This is a genomic window from Paenarthrobacter sp. NPDC089322 (assembly GCF_040684895.1).
In the GTDB taxonomy this organism is placed as follows: Bacteria; Actinomycetota; Actinomycetes; order Actinomycetales; family Micrococcaceae; genus Arthrobacter.
This window is the reverse complement of record NZ_JBFBGW010000008.1, coordinates 22,693-38,100: the sequence shown is the minus strand read 5'-3', so window position 1 is coordinate 38,100 and position 15,408 is coordinate 22,693. Positions and strand designations below refer to the sequence as shown.

The following is a 15,408-nucleotide window of genomic DNA, read 5'->3' as shown; positions in this document are numbered from 1 at the left end:
CTCGTGCCCATGTGGTTGCAGGCGTTGATGTGGGGGACAGTGGCCGGCGGGGCGCTGGTCCTTGGGTCAGGTATCGCCTGGTTGTGGAAAGTTCCGCCCAAGGTCGTGTCCACCGTCATGGCCTTCGGCGCGGGAGTCCTCATCTCCGCGCTCGCGTTTGAACTCGTGAATGAGGCCGTGGAAGGCGGCGGTCTGCTGCCCACCATCGGTGGCTTCCTCCTGGGGGCGCTGATCTTCGTCGGTTCGAACGCGCTCCTGGCGCGGGCCGGGGCAAAGCACCGAAAGCGCTCCGACGCGCGGCAGCCATCGGAGCAGGAATCCCCGGGAAGCGGCACGGCCATCGCCGTGGGTGCCTTGATTGACGGTGTGCCCGAATCGGTTGTCCTCGGCGTGGGGCTGCTCGCTTCCGGAACGGTCAGCCCGGCGATGCTCGCTGCAGTATTCATCTCCAACGTTCCTGAGGGACTCTCCAGTACTGCCGGCATGAAAAAAGCAGGCCGTAGCCCGGCTTATGTCTTTGGCACTTGGGCGGGGATCGCGGTGTTCAGCGGGCTGGCGTCGCTTTTGGGGTACACGGCGCTGGAGAAGGCTCCCGTGGCCTTGATTGCCTTCATCACGGCAATCGCCGCCGGAGGCATCCTTGCCATGCTCGCCGACACGATGATTCCCGAAGCCTTCGAAGAGCACCACAACCTGACGGGGCTGACGGCGGCCGTCGGCTTCCTTACGGCATTCACGATCCATCACGTCGGCGGCTGACCGGACGGCCAGCGCCTATCGGCGGCACGTCGGCGGCTGACCGGACGGCCAGCGCCAACCGGCGGCACGCCGGACTGACCGGACGGCCAGCGCCAACCGGCGGCACGCGCCCGGGGTGCGTGCCGCCGTCGTCACCTCAGAACCGGATATGGACCGTGTAGCTGTCCTCGGGCTGGCCCGTTTGAAGCGACGCGGCCTGCCGTGCGGCGGCGGGAATGTCGATGAAGCTCCGGGCGGTAGTGGTGAGCCCGGGGAAGTCGTCGATCGCCAGGGTCAGGCGCCCGTCGGTGGCGTACTTGATGTGCACGGTGATGACGGTCTTGGGTGTTTCGGGCGGGATTCCAGAGACGGTGAGTGAGTAGTACGGAGTGGTTCTGTCGCGTTCGCCGGCGGGGACGTTGGCACGCACCGCGCCTTCTTCCTCGAGCTCCGCGAGGCGCACTTTGACGGTGTCCTTGCAGGCGGTGACGGCGCCTGTGATGTCGGAAACCTTGCTGGCCCCGTGGGCGGCCAGGTAGTTGAGGATTTCCGTCCGGGTCCGTTCGATCCGGCCTTGCGCCGGCTTGCTGTTGATGGCGGTTGTGGTCATGGCTGTGTCCAAGCGACGGGCTTGTTCGTCATCATTTCCTATGGTTGGGCGCCCTTCCGGGGCGGCAATGGAGGACGGATCGGATTCGTCGTTGAACCCGTCCGAACGGTATTCGGGACTTGTGCGGTGATGTGTCAGGTGCTGCGCTCGGCGGACTCCGGAAGCACCGTTCCAAGAGTCTCTTCCACGCCATGAAGGTGCCGCATCATGGCCAGCCCGGCGTCCTCGGCCGAGCCTTTCTCGATGGCGTCGAAAATGGCTGCGTGTTCGATGCCGGATTGCTTCCTCCGGTCCACCACATGGTTCAGGGTGTTGGACTGGTTGGCCATGGCTTCGTCAATATCCGAAAGCATTGACGCGAACACGCCGTTGCCGCTGCTCCGGGCAATGATCGCGTGAAATTCCGAATTCAGGATGACCCACTGCTCAAGGTCTTCTTCTTCGTCCATGGCCCGGAGGATTTCGCGGAGTGATTCCACCTCCTGCGGGCTGCGGTGTTCAGCCGCCAGGCTGGCTGCGGGCACCTCAATGTGGGGCCTGGCCTCCAGGAGTTCCCGCGCCGAGTACTTGCCCAGCTTCAGGTCCTGTCCCACTTTATTGGCGATCACAAACGTTCCCTTGCCGGTCCGGGTTACGGTCAGGCCAAGGGCGTTGGAAGATTTGAGGGCCTCGCGGACCATCGTCCTGCTGACACCGAACTGTTGGGCCAGCGTCGCCTCAGAGTCCAGGCGCGAACCGATGGGAAGACTGCCGTCCTCAATAGCCGCACGCAGGGTGGCCAGGACGGCTTCCGCAGCGCCCACCCGAACAATTTTTCCTTGTCCGGCAGTCCAGCTGTCCAACAGGTTCGTCACGTAACGAATATGGCACGAGTCACATAAGGAGGCAAGTATTACGCCCCGCGCGTTCCAGCGCCGGATGAGTGTCAGGCCCGGCGGTACAGCGCCGCCAACAGTTCAACCACCACCTCAAGTTCCTGCGGCGGATCCTTCCTCAGCCATGCCACAAAGACGGGGACGGTCGGAGCGTCACGCACAGGGCGGTAGGCGACGCCCCGCCGTCGATATTGATGCGCGGTGGACGCCGCCGTGATGCCGCGCGCCGCGCCGCTGCCGATCACGGTGAGCCAATCGTCGATGTCACGGATGGGAATTACTTCCGGAGGCTGCCCCTGCTCCGCCCACAGATCCAGCGTGGTGCTGCCGGTGCGGAGGTCCATCGCCACGGGCAGCGTCGCGATCTGCGTCAGCGTCACCGACCTGCGCTTAGCCAAGGGATCGTCCACTGACATGGCGCAGTACCGCTTCTCCTCACCAATGCGTTCATGCTCGACGGCGGCAGCTTGCGGGAGGCGTCGAAGGATCGCGAAGTCTGTGGTCCCGTCGAGCAGGCCGCCGCTGGGAGTGTTGGAACGGATGAGCTGCAGTTCCGTGTGGGGGAAGCGCGTTTTCCAGAGGTGCTGAAACTCCGTGGTGTGCTCGCCCAGGGCGGACCACGCGTAACCGATCCGGAGCTCGCCTGTGCCCGCCCGGGCATCCCGCTCAAGATCGGCCAGGAGCGCTATGATCCGGCGGGCTTTGCCGAGGGCGCGCTCGCCGGCAGCAGTGAGTCCAAGCCTGCGCGTGGTCCTCTCCAAAAGCCGGACCCCGAGCGCCTGTTCGAGTGCTGCGATATTGCGCGAAACGGCGGCCTGGGACATCCGCAGTTCGATTGCGGCATCGGTAAACGTGCCCTCGTCCACCACGGCGAGCAGGCAGCGCAGCTGGCGCAATTCCACATCCATGCTGCCCATCCTATTGATGCATCAAGCGCATAAATAGGCCAATCCATGCATTTAGCGGATGAAAGTCGCAGGCGCAGAATTTCCTCATGAACCAGAGCAACTCAGCAGGCAAGGCCGGGGGAGCCGCCACCCTGGTGGCCAGCGCCCTCTCCAACCAGTTGGGAGCGGCGAGTGGCTCGCTGGCGTTTCCCGTCATGGGTCCTGTGGGTGTGGTGGCAGTACGCCAGCTGGTCGCCGCGGCAGTCCTCCTGCCGATCGTCCGACCCCGTTTGCGCGAACTGAGCTGGCAGCAGTGGTGGCCTGTGCTCCTGCTGGCCCTCTCGTTCGGGACAATGAACCTCGGGCTTTACGCCTCAATCCAACGCATCGGCCTGGGTCTGGCGGTGACCCTGGAGTTCCTTGGTCCGCTGGCCGTGGCGCTGGCGGGTTCGCGGCGGAAGAGCAGCTTGCTGTGTGCGCTGGCTGCCACCGCCGGCGTTATAGCCATCACCCGCCCCGAAGCCTCCACGGACTTCGTCGGCATCGGCCTTGGCCTGCTGGCCGCCTGCAGTTGGGCCGCCTACATCCTCCTGAACCGGACAGTGGGCCAGCGGATCCAAGGCATCCAAGGCACAGCAGTCGCGACGGGAGTGTCAGCGACCCTCTTCCTGCCTGTCGCCGTCGCAATTTTCCTGAGCAGGCCGGTCACCGGCCCCGCGCTCCTGTGTGCGGTTGCCGCCGGAATTCTCGCCTCCGTGCTGCCGTACGTCGCGGACCTTATCGCCCTGCGCCGCGTGCCCGCCAATCTGTTCGGCGTGCTGATGAGCATCAATCCGGTCTTTGCGGCGATCATCGGCGCGCTGGTGCTGCACCAGGACCTCGCCCCCGTCCAGTGGGCGGGCATCGCATTGATCGTCGCCGCCAACGCGGCCGTGCTGCTGCTCGGGCGGCGCTAGCTCATGCGGGCGCGTCCCCCGACGAGCCCCGCACCTGCAATCGCGAGGGCACTTGATGAAGCCGGGCGGGGAGCTCGGGCGTGGTCAGGCGCTCGAGGATAAACTTGCCCGCTTCAACGCCCACGGCCAAGTTGCCGTTATCCACGGACGTCAGCGAGAGGTGCCGGATCTTCGCCAGGTAGGTGTTGTCGTAGCCCACCAGGGACAGGTCTTCCGGAACGGACAGGCCCAGGTCGTCCGCCGCGGACAGCGCTCCGATGCAGGCGATGTCGTTGTAGGCAAAAATCGCGGTGGGCCGTTCGCTGCCGGCTAACAGCCGGCCCGCTGCGCTGTAGGCGCTCTCCTCGCTGAGGCCCCCGGCCACCACGGCAGGTTCCAGTCCGGCGTCGCGCATGGTCCGCTCGAAAGAGGCCCGACGCAGCGTGCCCACCTCGCCCGGCCCCTGCAGGTGCGCAATCTTCCGGTGCCCCAGCGAGAGCAGGTGTTCGGTCGCCTGCCGCGCACCGGCGTCGTCATCATTGACCACAACGTCGACGCCGGGAAGGTGCGGTTCGCGGGTTCCGGCCAGGACCACCGGGATGCTATGTGCGGCGTTCTCGATCGCCGCTTCCTCGGTGGTGGTACCGACCACCACCAGCCCGTCAATGCGCTGCTCAAGGAGTGTCTCCACGGAACTCCGGCCCACCCGGGTGTCTGTGTAGGAGTCGGCCAGAACGGGGGAGACGCCCGCTGAATGCAGCGATGCTGTGAGGCCTTCGAGCAGCTCCACGAACCATGGGTTGCGAATGTCGTTGAGCATCACGCCGATGGTCCCGCTGCGGGGTCCGGAGAGGCGTTGGGCCAGCCGGTTGGGGCGGTACCCCAGGTGGTCCATGGCTTCCAGGACCGCACGACGGCGGCCCTCACTCACGTTGGAAGAGCCCTGCAGCACTAAGGAGACCAAGGATTTGGACACGCCTGCGGCGCTCGCAACATCACGGATGGTGGGCTTGGCCGGCATAGTGCGCTCCTTTCGTCGTGGTCCGGGTTCAAGCTTAGGGGCTTGACGTTCATCCCCCGTCGCATTCATTATGGACCGGTCCAAATAAATTCCAAAGAGTCAATGAGGATCTTTCATGAGTGCACCCGATTCGCGGCAACTTGTCGCTGGAATGGTGGGAGGCGGTCCCGGTGCGGACATCGGCAAGACCCATCGCTACGCCATGCGCCTGGATGGCCATTACGATCTCCAAGCCGGGATCTTCGGCCGGGACCCAGGCAACTCCCGGGCGACCGCCGTCGAACTCGGCGTCCCGCAAGACCGCACGTACAGCACCGTCAGCGAGATGGCCGATGCCGAGGCCGCGCGGGCGGACGGGGTGGACGTCGTGGTGGTCGCGACACCGAACGACAGCCACTTCGGAATCGCGCGCGCCTTCCTTGAAAAGGGCATCTCCGTGGTGTGCGAGAAGCCGCTGACCCAGGACTCGGCGACGGCGGCGGAATTGGTCCGCATAGCCGACGCCAGCGGCGCCGTCCTTGCCGTCCCGCACTGCTACTCCGCCTACGCGATGGTTCGCCAGGCGGCTCGGATGGTCCGCAACGGTGAGCTGGGCGCCATCCGGTTTGTCGACGTCGAGCATGCCTCGGGCTGGGCGGCGACGCCCCTCGAAGAACTGGGCCACAAGCAGGCCGCGTGGCGCACGAATCCTGAGATCGCAGGCTTCCCGAGCGTCGTCGGCGACCTTGGCACGCACGCTTTCCACCTGCTCCGCTACATCACGGGACTCGAAGCCGAGCGCTTGTCCGGGCGGTTGCAGACGTTCGTTCCAGGCCGCCGCGTCTTCGACAACGCCACCGTGGAACTCGAGCTGACCGGCAACGTCCCCGCCCGCCTCTGGGCCAGCATGGCGGCCACTGGCCACAACCACGGCCTGCGCATCCGGATCTACGGCGAGAAGGGGAGCCTCGAGTGGCAGCACGAAGACCCGCACCACCTCAAGGTGCAGGACCTCGCAGGCGTCTCCACCATCCTCACTCATGGTCTCAGCACCCTGCACGACGACGCGTCCCGGCTCACGCGCGTCGGCCTCGGCCACCCGGAGGGCTTCCTTGAGGCCTTCGCCAATTTCTACTCCGACCTCGCCGACGTCCTTCGGGCGCGCCGCGACGGCACCCCGCTTCCTGAGCGTGAGCTGTCCTTCCCCACCGGCGTGGACGGCTTGATCGGAGTCCGGTTTGTCGAAGCCGTGGCCGCCTCGCATCACGACGATTCCGCGTGGAAGGTCCCCGCATCCGCCTACGAGAAAGCAGCAGTCTGACATGCCCCGCTTCGCCCTTCTGGGAGCCGGCTTCATCGGTTCCGTCCACGCCGCCAATCTCGCCGCACACCCCGGCGTCGACTTCCGCCTCGTCTATGACGTCGACCAGCAGCGTGCTCAAACCCTCGCCGCCGCGCACGGTGCCACTGCAGCCACGTCACTCGAGGAGGTGTTCGACCCTTCGGTGATTGACGCCGTCTTCATCGCCTCCTCCACCGATACCCACGCCGACCACCTGCGCCGCGCGGCCGCCGTCGGAATTGCCGTGTTGTGTGAGAAGCCGATCGACTTGGACCTGGACCGGGCCCGCGAAACTGCCGCCTTCGCCGAGGACAGCGGCGTTCAGGTCATGGTGGACTTCAACCGGCGCTTCGACCGCGATTATGCCGAACTCAAGCGCGTGGTGGACTCGGGGGAGATCGGCAAGGTGGAGCTCATCCAGCTCACCTCGCGAGGCCCGTCCATGCCCCCGTTGTCCTACGTCGCCACGTCCGGCGGCCAGCTTCGCGACCAGACGGTCCACTTCTTCGACCTCGCGCGCTGGCTTTCCGGGCTGGACCCGGTGGAGGTTTTCGCTACCGGCTCGGCCCTGGCGGAGCCCGGCATCGTGGAGTACGACGACGTTGACACTTCCGCAGTGACGTTGCGGCTCCCCGGTGGGGCCTTGGTGCAGATCGATTCCGTGCGCCGCACCGGGTACGGATACGACGAACGGATCGAGATCATGGGGTCCGAAGGAATGGTGGAGGCCCGTCGGCACAGGAACGGCGCAGTATCGCGCTATGCAGGCAAGTCCGTCGTGGACGACGGCCTGCACCCCGGCTGGTTCGAACGTGTGAAGCCCACGTATGCGGCGGCCCTTGGCGCATTTGTGTCGGCCCTGGAGGGAGGAGGCGCTCCTGCCCCTTCGCTGGAAGACGGACTCAAAGCCCAAGCCATCGCCGAAGCCGCCGTGCTCTCACTCCGCTCCGGCCGCATGGAACCCGTCAAGTACTGAACCCAACTGAGTCGCATTAGAGCGCGTTCTGAGCCGTCAAAACGCGCTCAGCTGCGACTCAGTTGGGAGAGAACGCGGCGCGGAAGGCGGCCAGGGCGGCGTCACCCGCTGCGATTCCCTGGCCGCCGATCGCGCCGGCTTCCATTCCGATCACGCCCGTGTATCCGGCCGCGCGGAGTGTCGCGGCGATTGCCGGATAGTTGATCTCCCCGGTTCCGGGTTCGAAGCGTCCCGGAACGTCAGCCACTTGGATCTCCCCGATCTCCGCCTGGGCGCCGCGCACCAGCTCTATCAGGTTCCCTTCGCCGATCTGCGCGTGGTACAGGTCCAACATCATTTTCACGTTGGGATGGTCCACGGCCTTCACCAACGCGTGGGTGTCCTTGGCCCTGGCCAGCGGGATGCCCGGGTGATCGAGGATGGTATTGAGGTTCTCCAAGGCAAACACGATTCCGTGCCTTTCGCCGAGTTCGCCCAGTTTCTCCAGTGTCCGCAGGCCGGTCAGCCACATTTCGCCTGTGGAGCGGTGTGTTGGCCGGACCGCACGGCCTCCTTCACCCAGCTCGGCCGGGTGCACCACCATCCGCTCAACGCCCAACTCCAAGGCAGTGGGAATCAGCTTTTCCGCGGAGGACAGCACTTCGTGGGCGTTCGCGGGGTCGATGACGCTCCCGCCAAAGTAGCCGCTCATCGATGAAAACTTCGCACCCGTGGCCGCAAGGGCCGCGATGTCCCTGCCCCGGGTATCCCACAACTCCACCTCGAAACCTTGGTCGTGAATCCGGCGCACACGCTCACCCAAGGGAAGCTCGCCGTAAATCATCTCGGCGCAGGCTGCCAACCGAAAGGTCATGCTCCGGCTCCCTGCAGCTCCCGGGCCTGCTCCGCTGCCCGCAGCTCCGCGATGTCCGACACCTCCACCGGCCGCCCGCTTTCTGCCGACTTGAAGGCAGCCAACGCCACGGCCAACGCATTCCGCGCATCAACACCACCTGGCGCTGCCACCGCCCGAGGTGTGTTTTCCGCCGTCGTGCTGTCCGCGAGGAGGCCACGGCGCGAGGCGACATCGTCGGTGAAGTGCGCAAGTTCTGCCGTGTAAGCGTCGTGGAAGAGGTCGATGTTGAGCCGGCTGGTGGCCGCAGTGATACCGGCCGCCGTGTAGCTCGTGGCGCTGGTGGCCTGCGGCCCGCCGGCCGTAACCATGCCTGCCGATCCGAAAACCTCCCCGCGGACGTCATATCCGTAGAGCGCGTTGAAGTTGGCCTCTGCAACCGCGATGGCCCCATTGCTGTAAGTGACGGTCACGACGGCGGTGTCCAGGAGCCCGCCCGCCTTGGCTTCCGGTGCCACGAGGGCGTCCGCGACAGCGTGGACCTTGACGGGAACCGCGCCCGGATTGAGCCAGTTGAGGGTGTCGAAGTCGTGTATGAGGGTTTCCAGGAAGATGGTGCCCGGGGCGATGCGCTCCGGGTTGCCAATGCCTGCCTCGGTTCCGGGGTCGCGTGTGAGGGAACGGAGCAGTTGGGGTACTCCGACGGCGCCGTCGTCAATGAGCTTTCGTGCGGCGGTGAAATCGGTGGAGTAGCGGCGGTTGAAGCCAAAGCGGAGCATGATGCCGGCTTCGTCGGCAGCAGCAATTGCGGCATCCAACTCCTCGATGGTCCGCCCGCCTGGCTTCTCGCAGAACACATCCTTGCCCGCCCGGGCGGCCGCCGCGATCAGCTCTGAATGGAACCGCAAGGGAGCTGCGATGAGGATCGCGTCCACCTCGGGATCTGCAAGGACATCGGCCGCTTCCGTGCTGATCTTGCTGACGCCCAGACGGCCTGCGAGGGATTCCAAGGCTGGGAGAACGGGGTCGGCAATGGCTTCCAGGCGTGCGTTGGGGATGCGTTGAGCGATTGATTCCGCGTGGAAATTGCCAATCCAGCCTGCGCCGATGACGGCGATGCGGACGGGCCGGTCTTCCTTGACCGGGTGCTGTAGGTACGTCACGTGGGCTCCTCATGAGTTTTCTAGATCGTTCTAGTCAGCCCATGGTTACATGCCTTGGGCTTGTTCGTCTAGATCGTTCTAGTTGCGTCATGCGGAAGCACGACGGCGGCCGTCGGCTAAGCGGCCTCATCACCCAGCGCGCGTGGTTGCGCGCGCGGCTCCGCGCCGTCGTCGTGCTTTTGTGGAGCGGCTGCCGCCGGGCGGGCGCCGGTGGTCGGCTGCGCAGGGCCCGGGTCAACGGATGCGTTTCCTGGTGGTTGCCTCCTGAGTACAAGTCCCAGGAGCGGGGCCGCGAGGAGAAGCAGCAGGACGCTGCCCACCCCTGCGATCCCGGCCAGAAAAACGATCCCTGCCATGAACAACACGTGGATGTCCGCGGCTTCGGTGAGGGCGGGTGCGGCGGGCAGCGCCGCCAATACGCTGATGGATGTCACATCGTGCTCCTGGGCGCGTGGCTACTGGGTTCCAATACTTATGAGTGCGCGGCGCAGGCGGAATGTGTTGGCGAAGCGCCAAGCGAACTTCCGAAAAGATTTTTGGAAACCACGCGTCATGATTTCCAAGGGGGTGTCACATAACCAGTGCCCAAGTCGTTGTCCTGTGTGAAGTGCCGTCGCCCTTTTCGGCGCGATCCACGGACAATGCGGAGTTAGCAGCGGTGGATGTGGCGGGTTCTGGGGCCCGCCCGGGGCGCCATCGCTGCGGTAACCGGGCTAGTGCGGTCGGTCGTCTGAGTCGCGGCCGGCCGCACGTCTGGTTTCGGGGTGTTTTGGCCTCCAGCGGTAGATCTTCTGAGAGCCGCGTTAGATCGTTCTATAGACTGGCTGCGGGCAAAGGAGGGCTATGGGAGACAAGCGTCCCACGTTGATGGACGTCGCTGAAGCGGCCGGAGTCTCCCGTGCCTTGGTCTCGATCGTGATGAGGAATGCCCCCGGCGCCTCGGACGCCACGCGTTCCAAGGTCCAAGAGGCAGCCAAGGCCTTGGGCTACCGGCCGGACAGCAGGGCGCGGCTCCTGCGCAGCAGCAGGACCAGGCTCCTGGGCGTCAGCTACTCCACAGCGCACGCCTTCCACGCCGAAATCGTCGACGCCGCCTATGCGGGCGCCACGGAACGGGGTTATGACATCGCCCTAAGCGCCATAGCCAACGGCAGGCCTGAGCCGCGGGCAATTGAGTCCCTCCTGGACCTCGGCTGCGAGGCCCTGATCATGATCTCCCCGACGCTCGGGGAGCAGGAACTGAGCGGGTATGCTGCACGGCTGCCCGTTGTCAGCCTGCTTCGGGACGATGTCGGTGAGTCGCTGGATTCCGTCAGCAGCGACGACCATGCGGGCATCCGCATAGCCGTCGAGCATCTGAGCGCACTGGGTCACGAGCAGATTGTCCACGTCGACGGCGGAGACGCCGTCTCGGGGCCGCAACGCCGGGAGGCCTTCGAAGCGGAGATGGCCAAGCGCGGACTGGAAGCGCGTGTGGTGCCTGGCGGGCCCACGGAAGAGGACGGCTTGCGCGCCGGGCAATCCTTGCTGGACGAACTCCCCACAGCGGTCATTGCCTTCAACGATCGCTGCGCCCTCGGCGTCTGGGAGAGTTTCCGCGCGGCCGGCCTGCGCGTCCCGGAGGACGTGTCCATCCTCGGTTACGACGACAGCCAGTTTGCCCGCCTCAGCTACGTCCAGTTGTCCTCCATCAGCCAGGATGCCCCGCTGCTGGCCCGCGCCGCGGTGGACCGCGCCATCGACCGTTTGGAAGGTTCGACGGCGGCAGCCCACCTCGTGCGGACACCCCACCTGGTGGTTCGCCGCACAACAGGCGTGCGCCGAGGCGCCTAGGAGCGTGCTTCCGAGGATTCGACATCAACATCGTCCGAATTCAGCGGGTTTGCGATCTCGTCCGTCGTCATGCGGGCGGCAAAGAGGGCCACAAAGGCCATGATCGGGCACACCAAACCGCCAACAAAGAAGATGAGCCAGATCGGAACCACCTCTGCCAGGGGGCCGGCAAGGGCCATGGAGACGGGCATCAGGGCCAAGGACACAAAGAAATCCAGGCTGGAGATCCGTCCCAGCAGATGGCGAGGCACGCGTCGCTGCAGGAGCGTGCCCCAGATGACCACTCCGATTCCCTCAGTGACGCCGAAGATCACCATGGCTGCCGCGAGCACCCATACGTTGTCCATGAAACCAATGGCGGCGACGGGCAGGCTGCCCACGCCCCAGGTCAGTATCATCACCGTCAGGTAGCGCCGCGGCAGCCGGAACGAAGCCGTGGCCAATGACGCTATGGCACTGCCAACACCCATGATCGCCAGCAGGAAACCGAACACCCGGGAATCGCCGCCGAGTTGGTCCCGGACGACGAACGGCAGCAGAACTTCGATGGGACCGATGAGGAACAACACGGACAGGCACGCCCAGAGCAACGTCCAGAGCAGCCACGGAGTCCGGAGGGTGTAGCTGAAGCCCTCCTTGAGGTCCCGGAAAAGTGACGACTTGGCACGGGGCTCACCCGCCAGATCAGCGCTGAGTCCAGGAGCGTCCAGTGCTTGCCGGCTCAGGAAGTTCAGGATCGCGAACGCCAGGAAGTGGCACACGGCAACCCCGGCCACGGCATGAGCGGGAGACAGCGATGCCACCACGATGCCCGCAACGGCCGGGCCGGCTGCCTGTTGCAGGATCGGCCGGACGGTGCCCTCCATGCCGTTCGCCGCGAGCAGTTCGTCCGCAGGCAGGATCCGCGGGAGGATCGCGGAGTACGCGGGGAAGAAAAACGCCTGCCCCACACCCAACACGAAGGCGCCGATGGCCAGATGCCACAATTCCAGGAGGTTGAGCATGGCCAACAGGGAGACGGAAGCAATGACAGCCAGGTTGGCGCCCTCCACTGCGATGATCAGGAGCCGCTGACGCAGACGGTCGGCCGCGATACCGCCGATCAGCACGAACCCCACCAGGCCGATGCTCGCGGCGGTCGCCACGAGCGACAGCTCCAACGGGCCGCCGCCGAGGTGGATGACCTCGTAGACCATGGCCACAGCCCACATGCCGGAGCCGAAGATCGAAATGGACAACGCAGCAATGAGCACACGGAATTCCCGGTGTGCAAAAGGACGCAGCGCCCTCAGAGCGGCCATCCCTCCAGCCTAAACCCGGGACAGTCCGCTGTGGAGCCCAGTCCGCTGTGGAGGGCAGGCCGCGAAAGGCGGCTGGTCACCTTCCCTGCAACCAGCGCCGAGTAAGGAAGGAACCTGAGTTATGAAGCGCCCGACGGCGGGGCGTCGCCGTCGTCGATGTCCGGACCTTCGGCGGGATCCTGGCTATGGATGCCGGTATCGTGCGAAACCCAGCCTTCCGTTTCGCCTTCGGCGGGGGCGTCCGTGTGGTGGCGGATCACGTGCTCGTTCTTGTTCGTTGCCTTCATTACGGATACTTCCTGTCCTCGCTGGACTGCTTCCGTGAGTGGACCTAAGTCTACGCCGGTGGCATAGGCTGAGCGCAGTAGTTCTCCGCGAAACGAATACCTGCCATGGAGAGGTGAAGATGCCCAAGCGACCCAACCCGGCGGTGAGAATCGCCCAAGAGACAGCCCACAACGCAGTGTTCGATGCCCAAGGCAACACCAAGCCCGGGGTGCACAACGCCCTGCTGAAGGCCGTTGACGTGCAACGGCCCCTCGTCCTGGCCAACCTCAAGAGAATGCAGCGCCGGCACCCGAACGCGACCCCCGCGCAGCTTGCGGCGAAGCTGGAGCGCGACTACCTGACCGCCGTCGCCGGTGGGGGAGCCGCGGTAGGTGCTACCGCCGTCGTGCCCGGTATCGGGACGGCAGCGTCGCTGGGGCTGTCCGCCCTGGCAACTGTCGGTTTCCTGGAAACGACGGCCCTCTACGCGTCGTCGCTCGCCGAGCTGCACGGCATCCGGCTCACGGACCCCGAACGCGCGCGGACCATGGTCATGGCCATCATGCTCGGCGAGGAAGGCACCTCCTTGCTGGGAGCGCTCAGCGGCCAGTCGCTGGGGCGGAGCAAGGGTGTAACCAATGCCTGGGGCACGACGCTCACCAAGAAGATTCCCGGCAGCGGCTTTGGCGTCATCCGCGACGCCATCCAGCGGGCGTTCCTCAAGAACCTGGTCAAACGGCAGGGTTCTGCGTTCCTGGGCCGGGCACTTCCCTTCGGCGTGGGCGCCGTAGTGGGCGGCGCGGGCAACCTGATGATGGGCCGGGCCGTCATTGCCACTGCCAAGGAAGCCTTCGGGCCGCTGCCGGATGTCATTCCGGGAGAGCTCCTGCCGAAGTCCCTGCAGAAAGACGTGGCACTGGAGGGAGGTGCCGATGGACCTCAACGCTGACCTGGGGGAGTCGTTCGGCTCCTGGACGATGGGCGATGACGCCGCAATGTTCCGCATCGTGAGCAGCGCCAACGTGGCCTGTGGCTTCCACGCCGGCGACCCCCTGACCATGCTCGACAGTTGCCGGGCGGCCTTTGAACTGGACGTCCGCGTCGGAGCTCACGTGGGATACCGGGACCTTGCCGGCTTTGGGCGGCGCTCGCTGGACATGAGCTTCGACGAACTCTTCGGCGACGTCCTGTACCAGTTGGGTGCCCTGGACGGCGTGGCCCACGCGGTCGGGGCTTCCGTGGACTACGTGAAACCGCACGGCGCCCTGTACAACCGGATCGTCCATGACAGGGAGCAAGCCGAAGCCGTTGTTGCTGCCGTCCACGCCTATGATCCCGGGCTGCCGGTCCTGGGCTTGCCAGGCTCTGCGTGGTTGACCCTTGCCGACGAATCCGGACACCCGGTGTTCAGCGAGGCCTTCGTGGACAGGGCCTACCTGCCGGACGGCACCCTCGTCCCGCGCTCGCAGGACGGCGCGGTACTGCACGATCCTGCGGCCGTGGTGGCACAGGCGGTACGCCTCGCGACCCGCGGAGAAGTGGTGGCCGTGGACGGGACAGTGATTCCGGTGCGTGCGGACTCTTTGTGCATCCACGGCGATACTCCGGGCGCCGTGGAAATGGCCGCCGCCGTGCGGGCAGGCCTCGAGGAAGCCGGAGTGGAGATTGACGCGTTCGCGTAGGTCCTGCTGAAGGAGGCCTGATGAGTGCAATTGTGGTGGACCCCGGTTCCCTGACTGTGGTGCTCCCGCCCGAACAAGCGTTGGACCGGGCGTCCATGCACCTGGCCAACGCCCTCCTCGGCAACCCGGAGTCTGCCCCGGGGCTCGAGGTGTTGCTTGGCGGCTTGCGGTTGAGGTTCGTCTCGGGATCGGCGGTCGCCGTCACCGGGGCGGAGGGCATGGTCAAACTCAATGGCTCCGAACTTCCCCTCAACAAGGCCGTCCGAGTGGCACCGGGCGCCGTGCTGGAGTGCGGCCCGGCGCTGTTTGGCATCCGGTATTACGTGGCCGTCCAAGGCGGACTCGAGGTTCAGGCGGAGCCCTTGCGCGCCGGTAGGCCGTTGGCGTTCGGCCGCCCCGGTGGGAACGGCTTCCCCGCCGTGAACAAGCCACCGCGTCGTGCCCTGGACCCGGACCGGCCAGTGGTCGCCAGGGTCTCGCCGGGCCCGGACGCCCAAAATTACGACGCCGGTACCTGGCTTCGCTTGACCAAGGAACCATGGACGCTGTCACCGGACTCGGACCGGGTTGGTGCCCGCCTGCTGGGGCGGCCGCTTGAGACGCGTGGGGCGCGCGAGCCCGCCACAGCTGCAGCACCCCGCACCCAACCGCTGATTTCAGGCTCCGTCCTGCTGCCGTCGTCGGGCCTTCCCATCGTCGCGCTCGCCGGCCATCCCGCCACCAGCGAGTCCCCGGTCATTGCCGTGGTGCGCGAGGAAGACCTCGACTCGCTCGGCCAGGCGCGGCCCGGACAGATGGTGCACCTGCTGGGTTGAAGTGCGAATGGCTGCCGCGTGATCTTCTCAGGGCTAAAGCCCGCCGGTAAGGTGCGCGGCGCCAGTGTCTGGATCGCGGACTACGTCATCATGGCTTTGGATGACTTTGCCGCGCGGGCCGGCCGCCGCGCACGACAGTAGGCTCGCAGCCA

General features: G+C 65.9%; 18 protein-coding genes. 9 read left to right on the top strand and 9 right to left on the bottom strand.

Annotation, left to right across the window (positions count from 1 at the left end; all coding sequences use genetic code 11):
• Window positions 1-3: 3 nt before the first annotated feature.
• Complete coding sequence (locus AB0N65_RS10420; protein WP_364160815.1) at window positions 4-759, top strand: ZIP family zinc transporter; 756 nt, start codon at window positions 4-6, stop codon at window positions 757-759.
• A 136-nt stretch (window positions 760-895) separates the two neighbouring features.
• Here the strand turns inward: AB0N65_RS10420 and AB0N65_RS10415 are convergent, their stop codons facing one another.
• From AB0N65_RS10415 to AB0N65_RS10405, 3 genes are all read right to left on the bottom strand, one after another.
• Window positions 896-1,348 carry a helix-turn-helix transcriptional regulator gene (locus AB0N65_RS10415; RefSeq protein ID WP_364160813.1) on the bottom strand — a complete coding sequence of 151 codons (453 nt, stop codon included), beginning with the start codon at window positions 1,346-1,348 and terminating at the stop codon, window positions 896-898.
• Between the two features lie 134 nt (window positions 1,349-1,482).
• Window positions 1,483-2,202 carry a FadR/GntR family transcriptional regulator gene (locus AB0N65_RS10410; RefSeq protein WP_364160811.1) on the bottom strand — a complete coding sequence of 240 codons (720 nt, stop codon included), beginning with the start codon at window positions 2,200-2,202 and terminating at the stop codon, window positions 1,483-1,485.
• A gap of 71 nt (window positions 2,203-2,273) precedes the next feature.
• A complete protein-coding gene (locus AB0N65_RS10405) occupies window positions 2,274-3,131 on the bottom strand; it encodes a LysR family transcriptional regulator (protein WP_364160809.1) in 858 nt (285 codons plus the stop codon).
• Window positions 3,132-3,217: 86 nt separating this feature from the next.
• Here AB0N65_RS10405 and AB0N65_RS10400 point away from each other — a divergent pair, with 86 nt between their 5' ends.
• On the top strand, window positions 3,218-4,066 hold the full coding sequence (locus AB0N65_RS10400; RefSeq protein WP_364160807.1) for an EamA family transporter: 849 nt from the start codon (window positions 3,218-3,220) through the stop codon (window positions 4,064-4,066).
• Window position 4,067: 1 nt separating this feature from the next.
• On the opposite strand, the gene AB0N65_RS10395 is transcribed toward AB0N65_RS10400, so the two are convergent.
• Entirely contained in the window at window positions 4,068-5,066 is a 999-nt protein-coding gene (locus tag AB0N65_RS10395) for a LacI family DNA-binding transcriptional regulator (RefSeq protein WP_364160805.1), read from the bottom strand.
• A 115-nt stretch (window positions 5,067-5,181) separates the two neighbouring features.
• Between AB0N65_RS10395 and AB0N65_RS10390 the strand changes: the two genes are divergently transcribed.
• Together AB0N65_RS10390 and AB0N65_RS10385 are read left to right on the top strand one after the other, a co-directional pair.
• Window positions 5,182-6,366, top strand: coding sequence for a Gfo/Idh/MocA family oxidoreductase (locus AB0N65_RS10390; RefSeq protein ID WP_364160803.1), 1,185 nt, complete (start codon window positions 5,182-5,184; stop codon window positions 6,364-6,366).
• Between the two features lies 1 nt (window position 6,367).
• Window positions 6,368-7,363 (top strand): Gfo/Idh/MocA family oxidoreductase, encoded by a 996-nt coding sequence (locus AB0N65_RS10385; RefSeq protein WP_364160802.1) that lies wholly within the window; start codon window positions 6,368-6,370, stop codon window positions 7,361-7,363.
• A 58-nt stretch (window positions 7,364-7,421) separates the two neighbouring features.
• Here AB0N65_RS10385 and AB0N65_RS10380 read toward each other — a convergent pair whose 3' ends face one another.
• From AB0N65_RS10380 to AB0N65_RS10370, 3 genes are all read right to left on the bottom strand, one after another.
• Window positions 7,422-8,216 carry a TIM barrel protein gene (locus AB0N65_RS10380; protein WP_364160800.1) on the bottom strand — a complete coding sequence of 265 codons (795 nt, stop codon included), beginning with the start codon at window positions 8,214-8,216 and terminating at the stop codon, window positions 7,422-7,424.
• Complete coding sequence (locus AB0N65_RS10375; RefSeq protein ID WP_364160799.1) at window positions 8,213-9,358, bottom strand: Gfo/Idh/MocA family oxidoreductase; 1,146 nt, start codon at window positions 9,356-9,358, stop codon at window positions 8,213-8,215. Before AB0N65_RS10375 ends, AB0N65_RS10380 begins: the two co-directional genes overlap by 4 nt.
• A 116-nt stretch (window positions 9,359-9,474) precedes the next feature.
• Window positions 9,475-9,792 (bottom strand): hypothetical protein, encoded by a 318-nt coding sequence (locus AB0N65_RS10370; protein WP_364160797.1) that lies wholly within the window; start codon window positions 9,790-9,792, stop codon window positions 9,475-9,477.
• Window positions 9,793-10,201: 409 nt separating this feature from the next.
• Here AB0N65_RS10370 and AB0N65_RS10365 point away from each other — a divergent pair, with 409 nt between their 5' ends.
• Window positions 10,202-11,191 (top strand): LacI family DNA-binding transcriptional regulator, encoded by a 990-nt coding sequence (locus tag AB0N65_RS10365; protein ID WP_364160795.1) that lies wholly within the window; start codon window positions 10,202-10,204, stop codon window positions 11,189-11,191.
• Here the strand turns inward: AB0N65_RS10365 and AB0N65_RS10360 are convergent.
• Complete coding sequence (locus AB0N65_RS10360) at window positions 11,188-12,492, bottom strand: MFS transporter (RefSeq protein ID WP_364160793.1); 1,305 nt, start codon at window positions 12,490-12,492, stop codon at window positions 11,188-11,190. The genes AB0N65_RS10365 and AB0N65_RS10360 overlap by 4 nt on opposite strands.
• A gap of 119 nt (window positions 12,493-12,611) precedes the next feature.
• Window positions 12,612-12,779 (bottom strand): hypothetical protein, encoded by a 168-nt coding sequence (locus tag AB0N65_RS10355; RefSeq protein WP_364160791.1) that lies wholly within the window; start codon window positions 12,777-12,779, stop codon window positions 12,612-12,614.
• Window positions 12,780-12,898: 119 nt separating this feature from the next.
• On the opposite strand from AB0N65_RS10355, the gene AB0N65_RS10350 reads away from it, so the two are divergent.
• The 4 genes from AB0N65_RS10350 to AB0N65_RS10335 are packed head-to-tail and all read left to right on the top strand — an operon-like array spanning window position 12,899 to window position 15,397.
• Window positions 12,899-13,708 (top strand): hypothetical protein, encoded by an 810-nt coding sequence (locus AB0N65_RS10350; RefSeq protein ID WP_364160789.1) that lies wholly within the window; start codon window positions 12,899-12,901, stop codon window positions 13,706-13,708.
• Window positions 13,692-14,441 carry a 5-oxoprolinase subunit PxpA gene (locus tag AB0N65_RS10345; protein WP_364160787.1) on the top strand — a complete coding sequence of 250 codons (750 nt, stop codon included), beginning with the start codon at window positions 13,692-13,694 and terminating at the stop codon, window positions 14,439-14,441. Before AB0N65_RS10350 ends, AB0N65_RS10345 begins: the two co-directional genes overlap by 17 nt.
• A 20-nt stretch (window positions 14,442-14,461) precedes the next feature.
• Complete coding sequence (locus AB0N65_RS10340) at window positions 14,462-15,256, top strand: biotin-dependent carboxyltransferase family protein (RefSeq protein ID WP_364160785.1); 795 nt, start codon at window positions 14,462-14,464, stop codon at window positions 15,254-15,256.
• An 18-nt stretch (window positions 15,257-15,274) separates the two neighbouring features.
• Window positions 15,275-15,397, top strand: a complete 123-nt coding sequence (locus AB0N65_RS10335; RefSeq protein WP_364160783.1) for a hypothetical protein — start codon at window positions 15,275-15,277, stop codon at window positions 15,395-15,397.
• Window positions 15,398-15,408 lie beyond the last annotated feature (11 nt).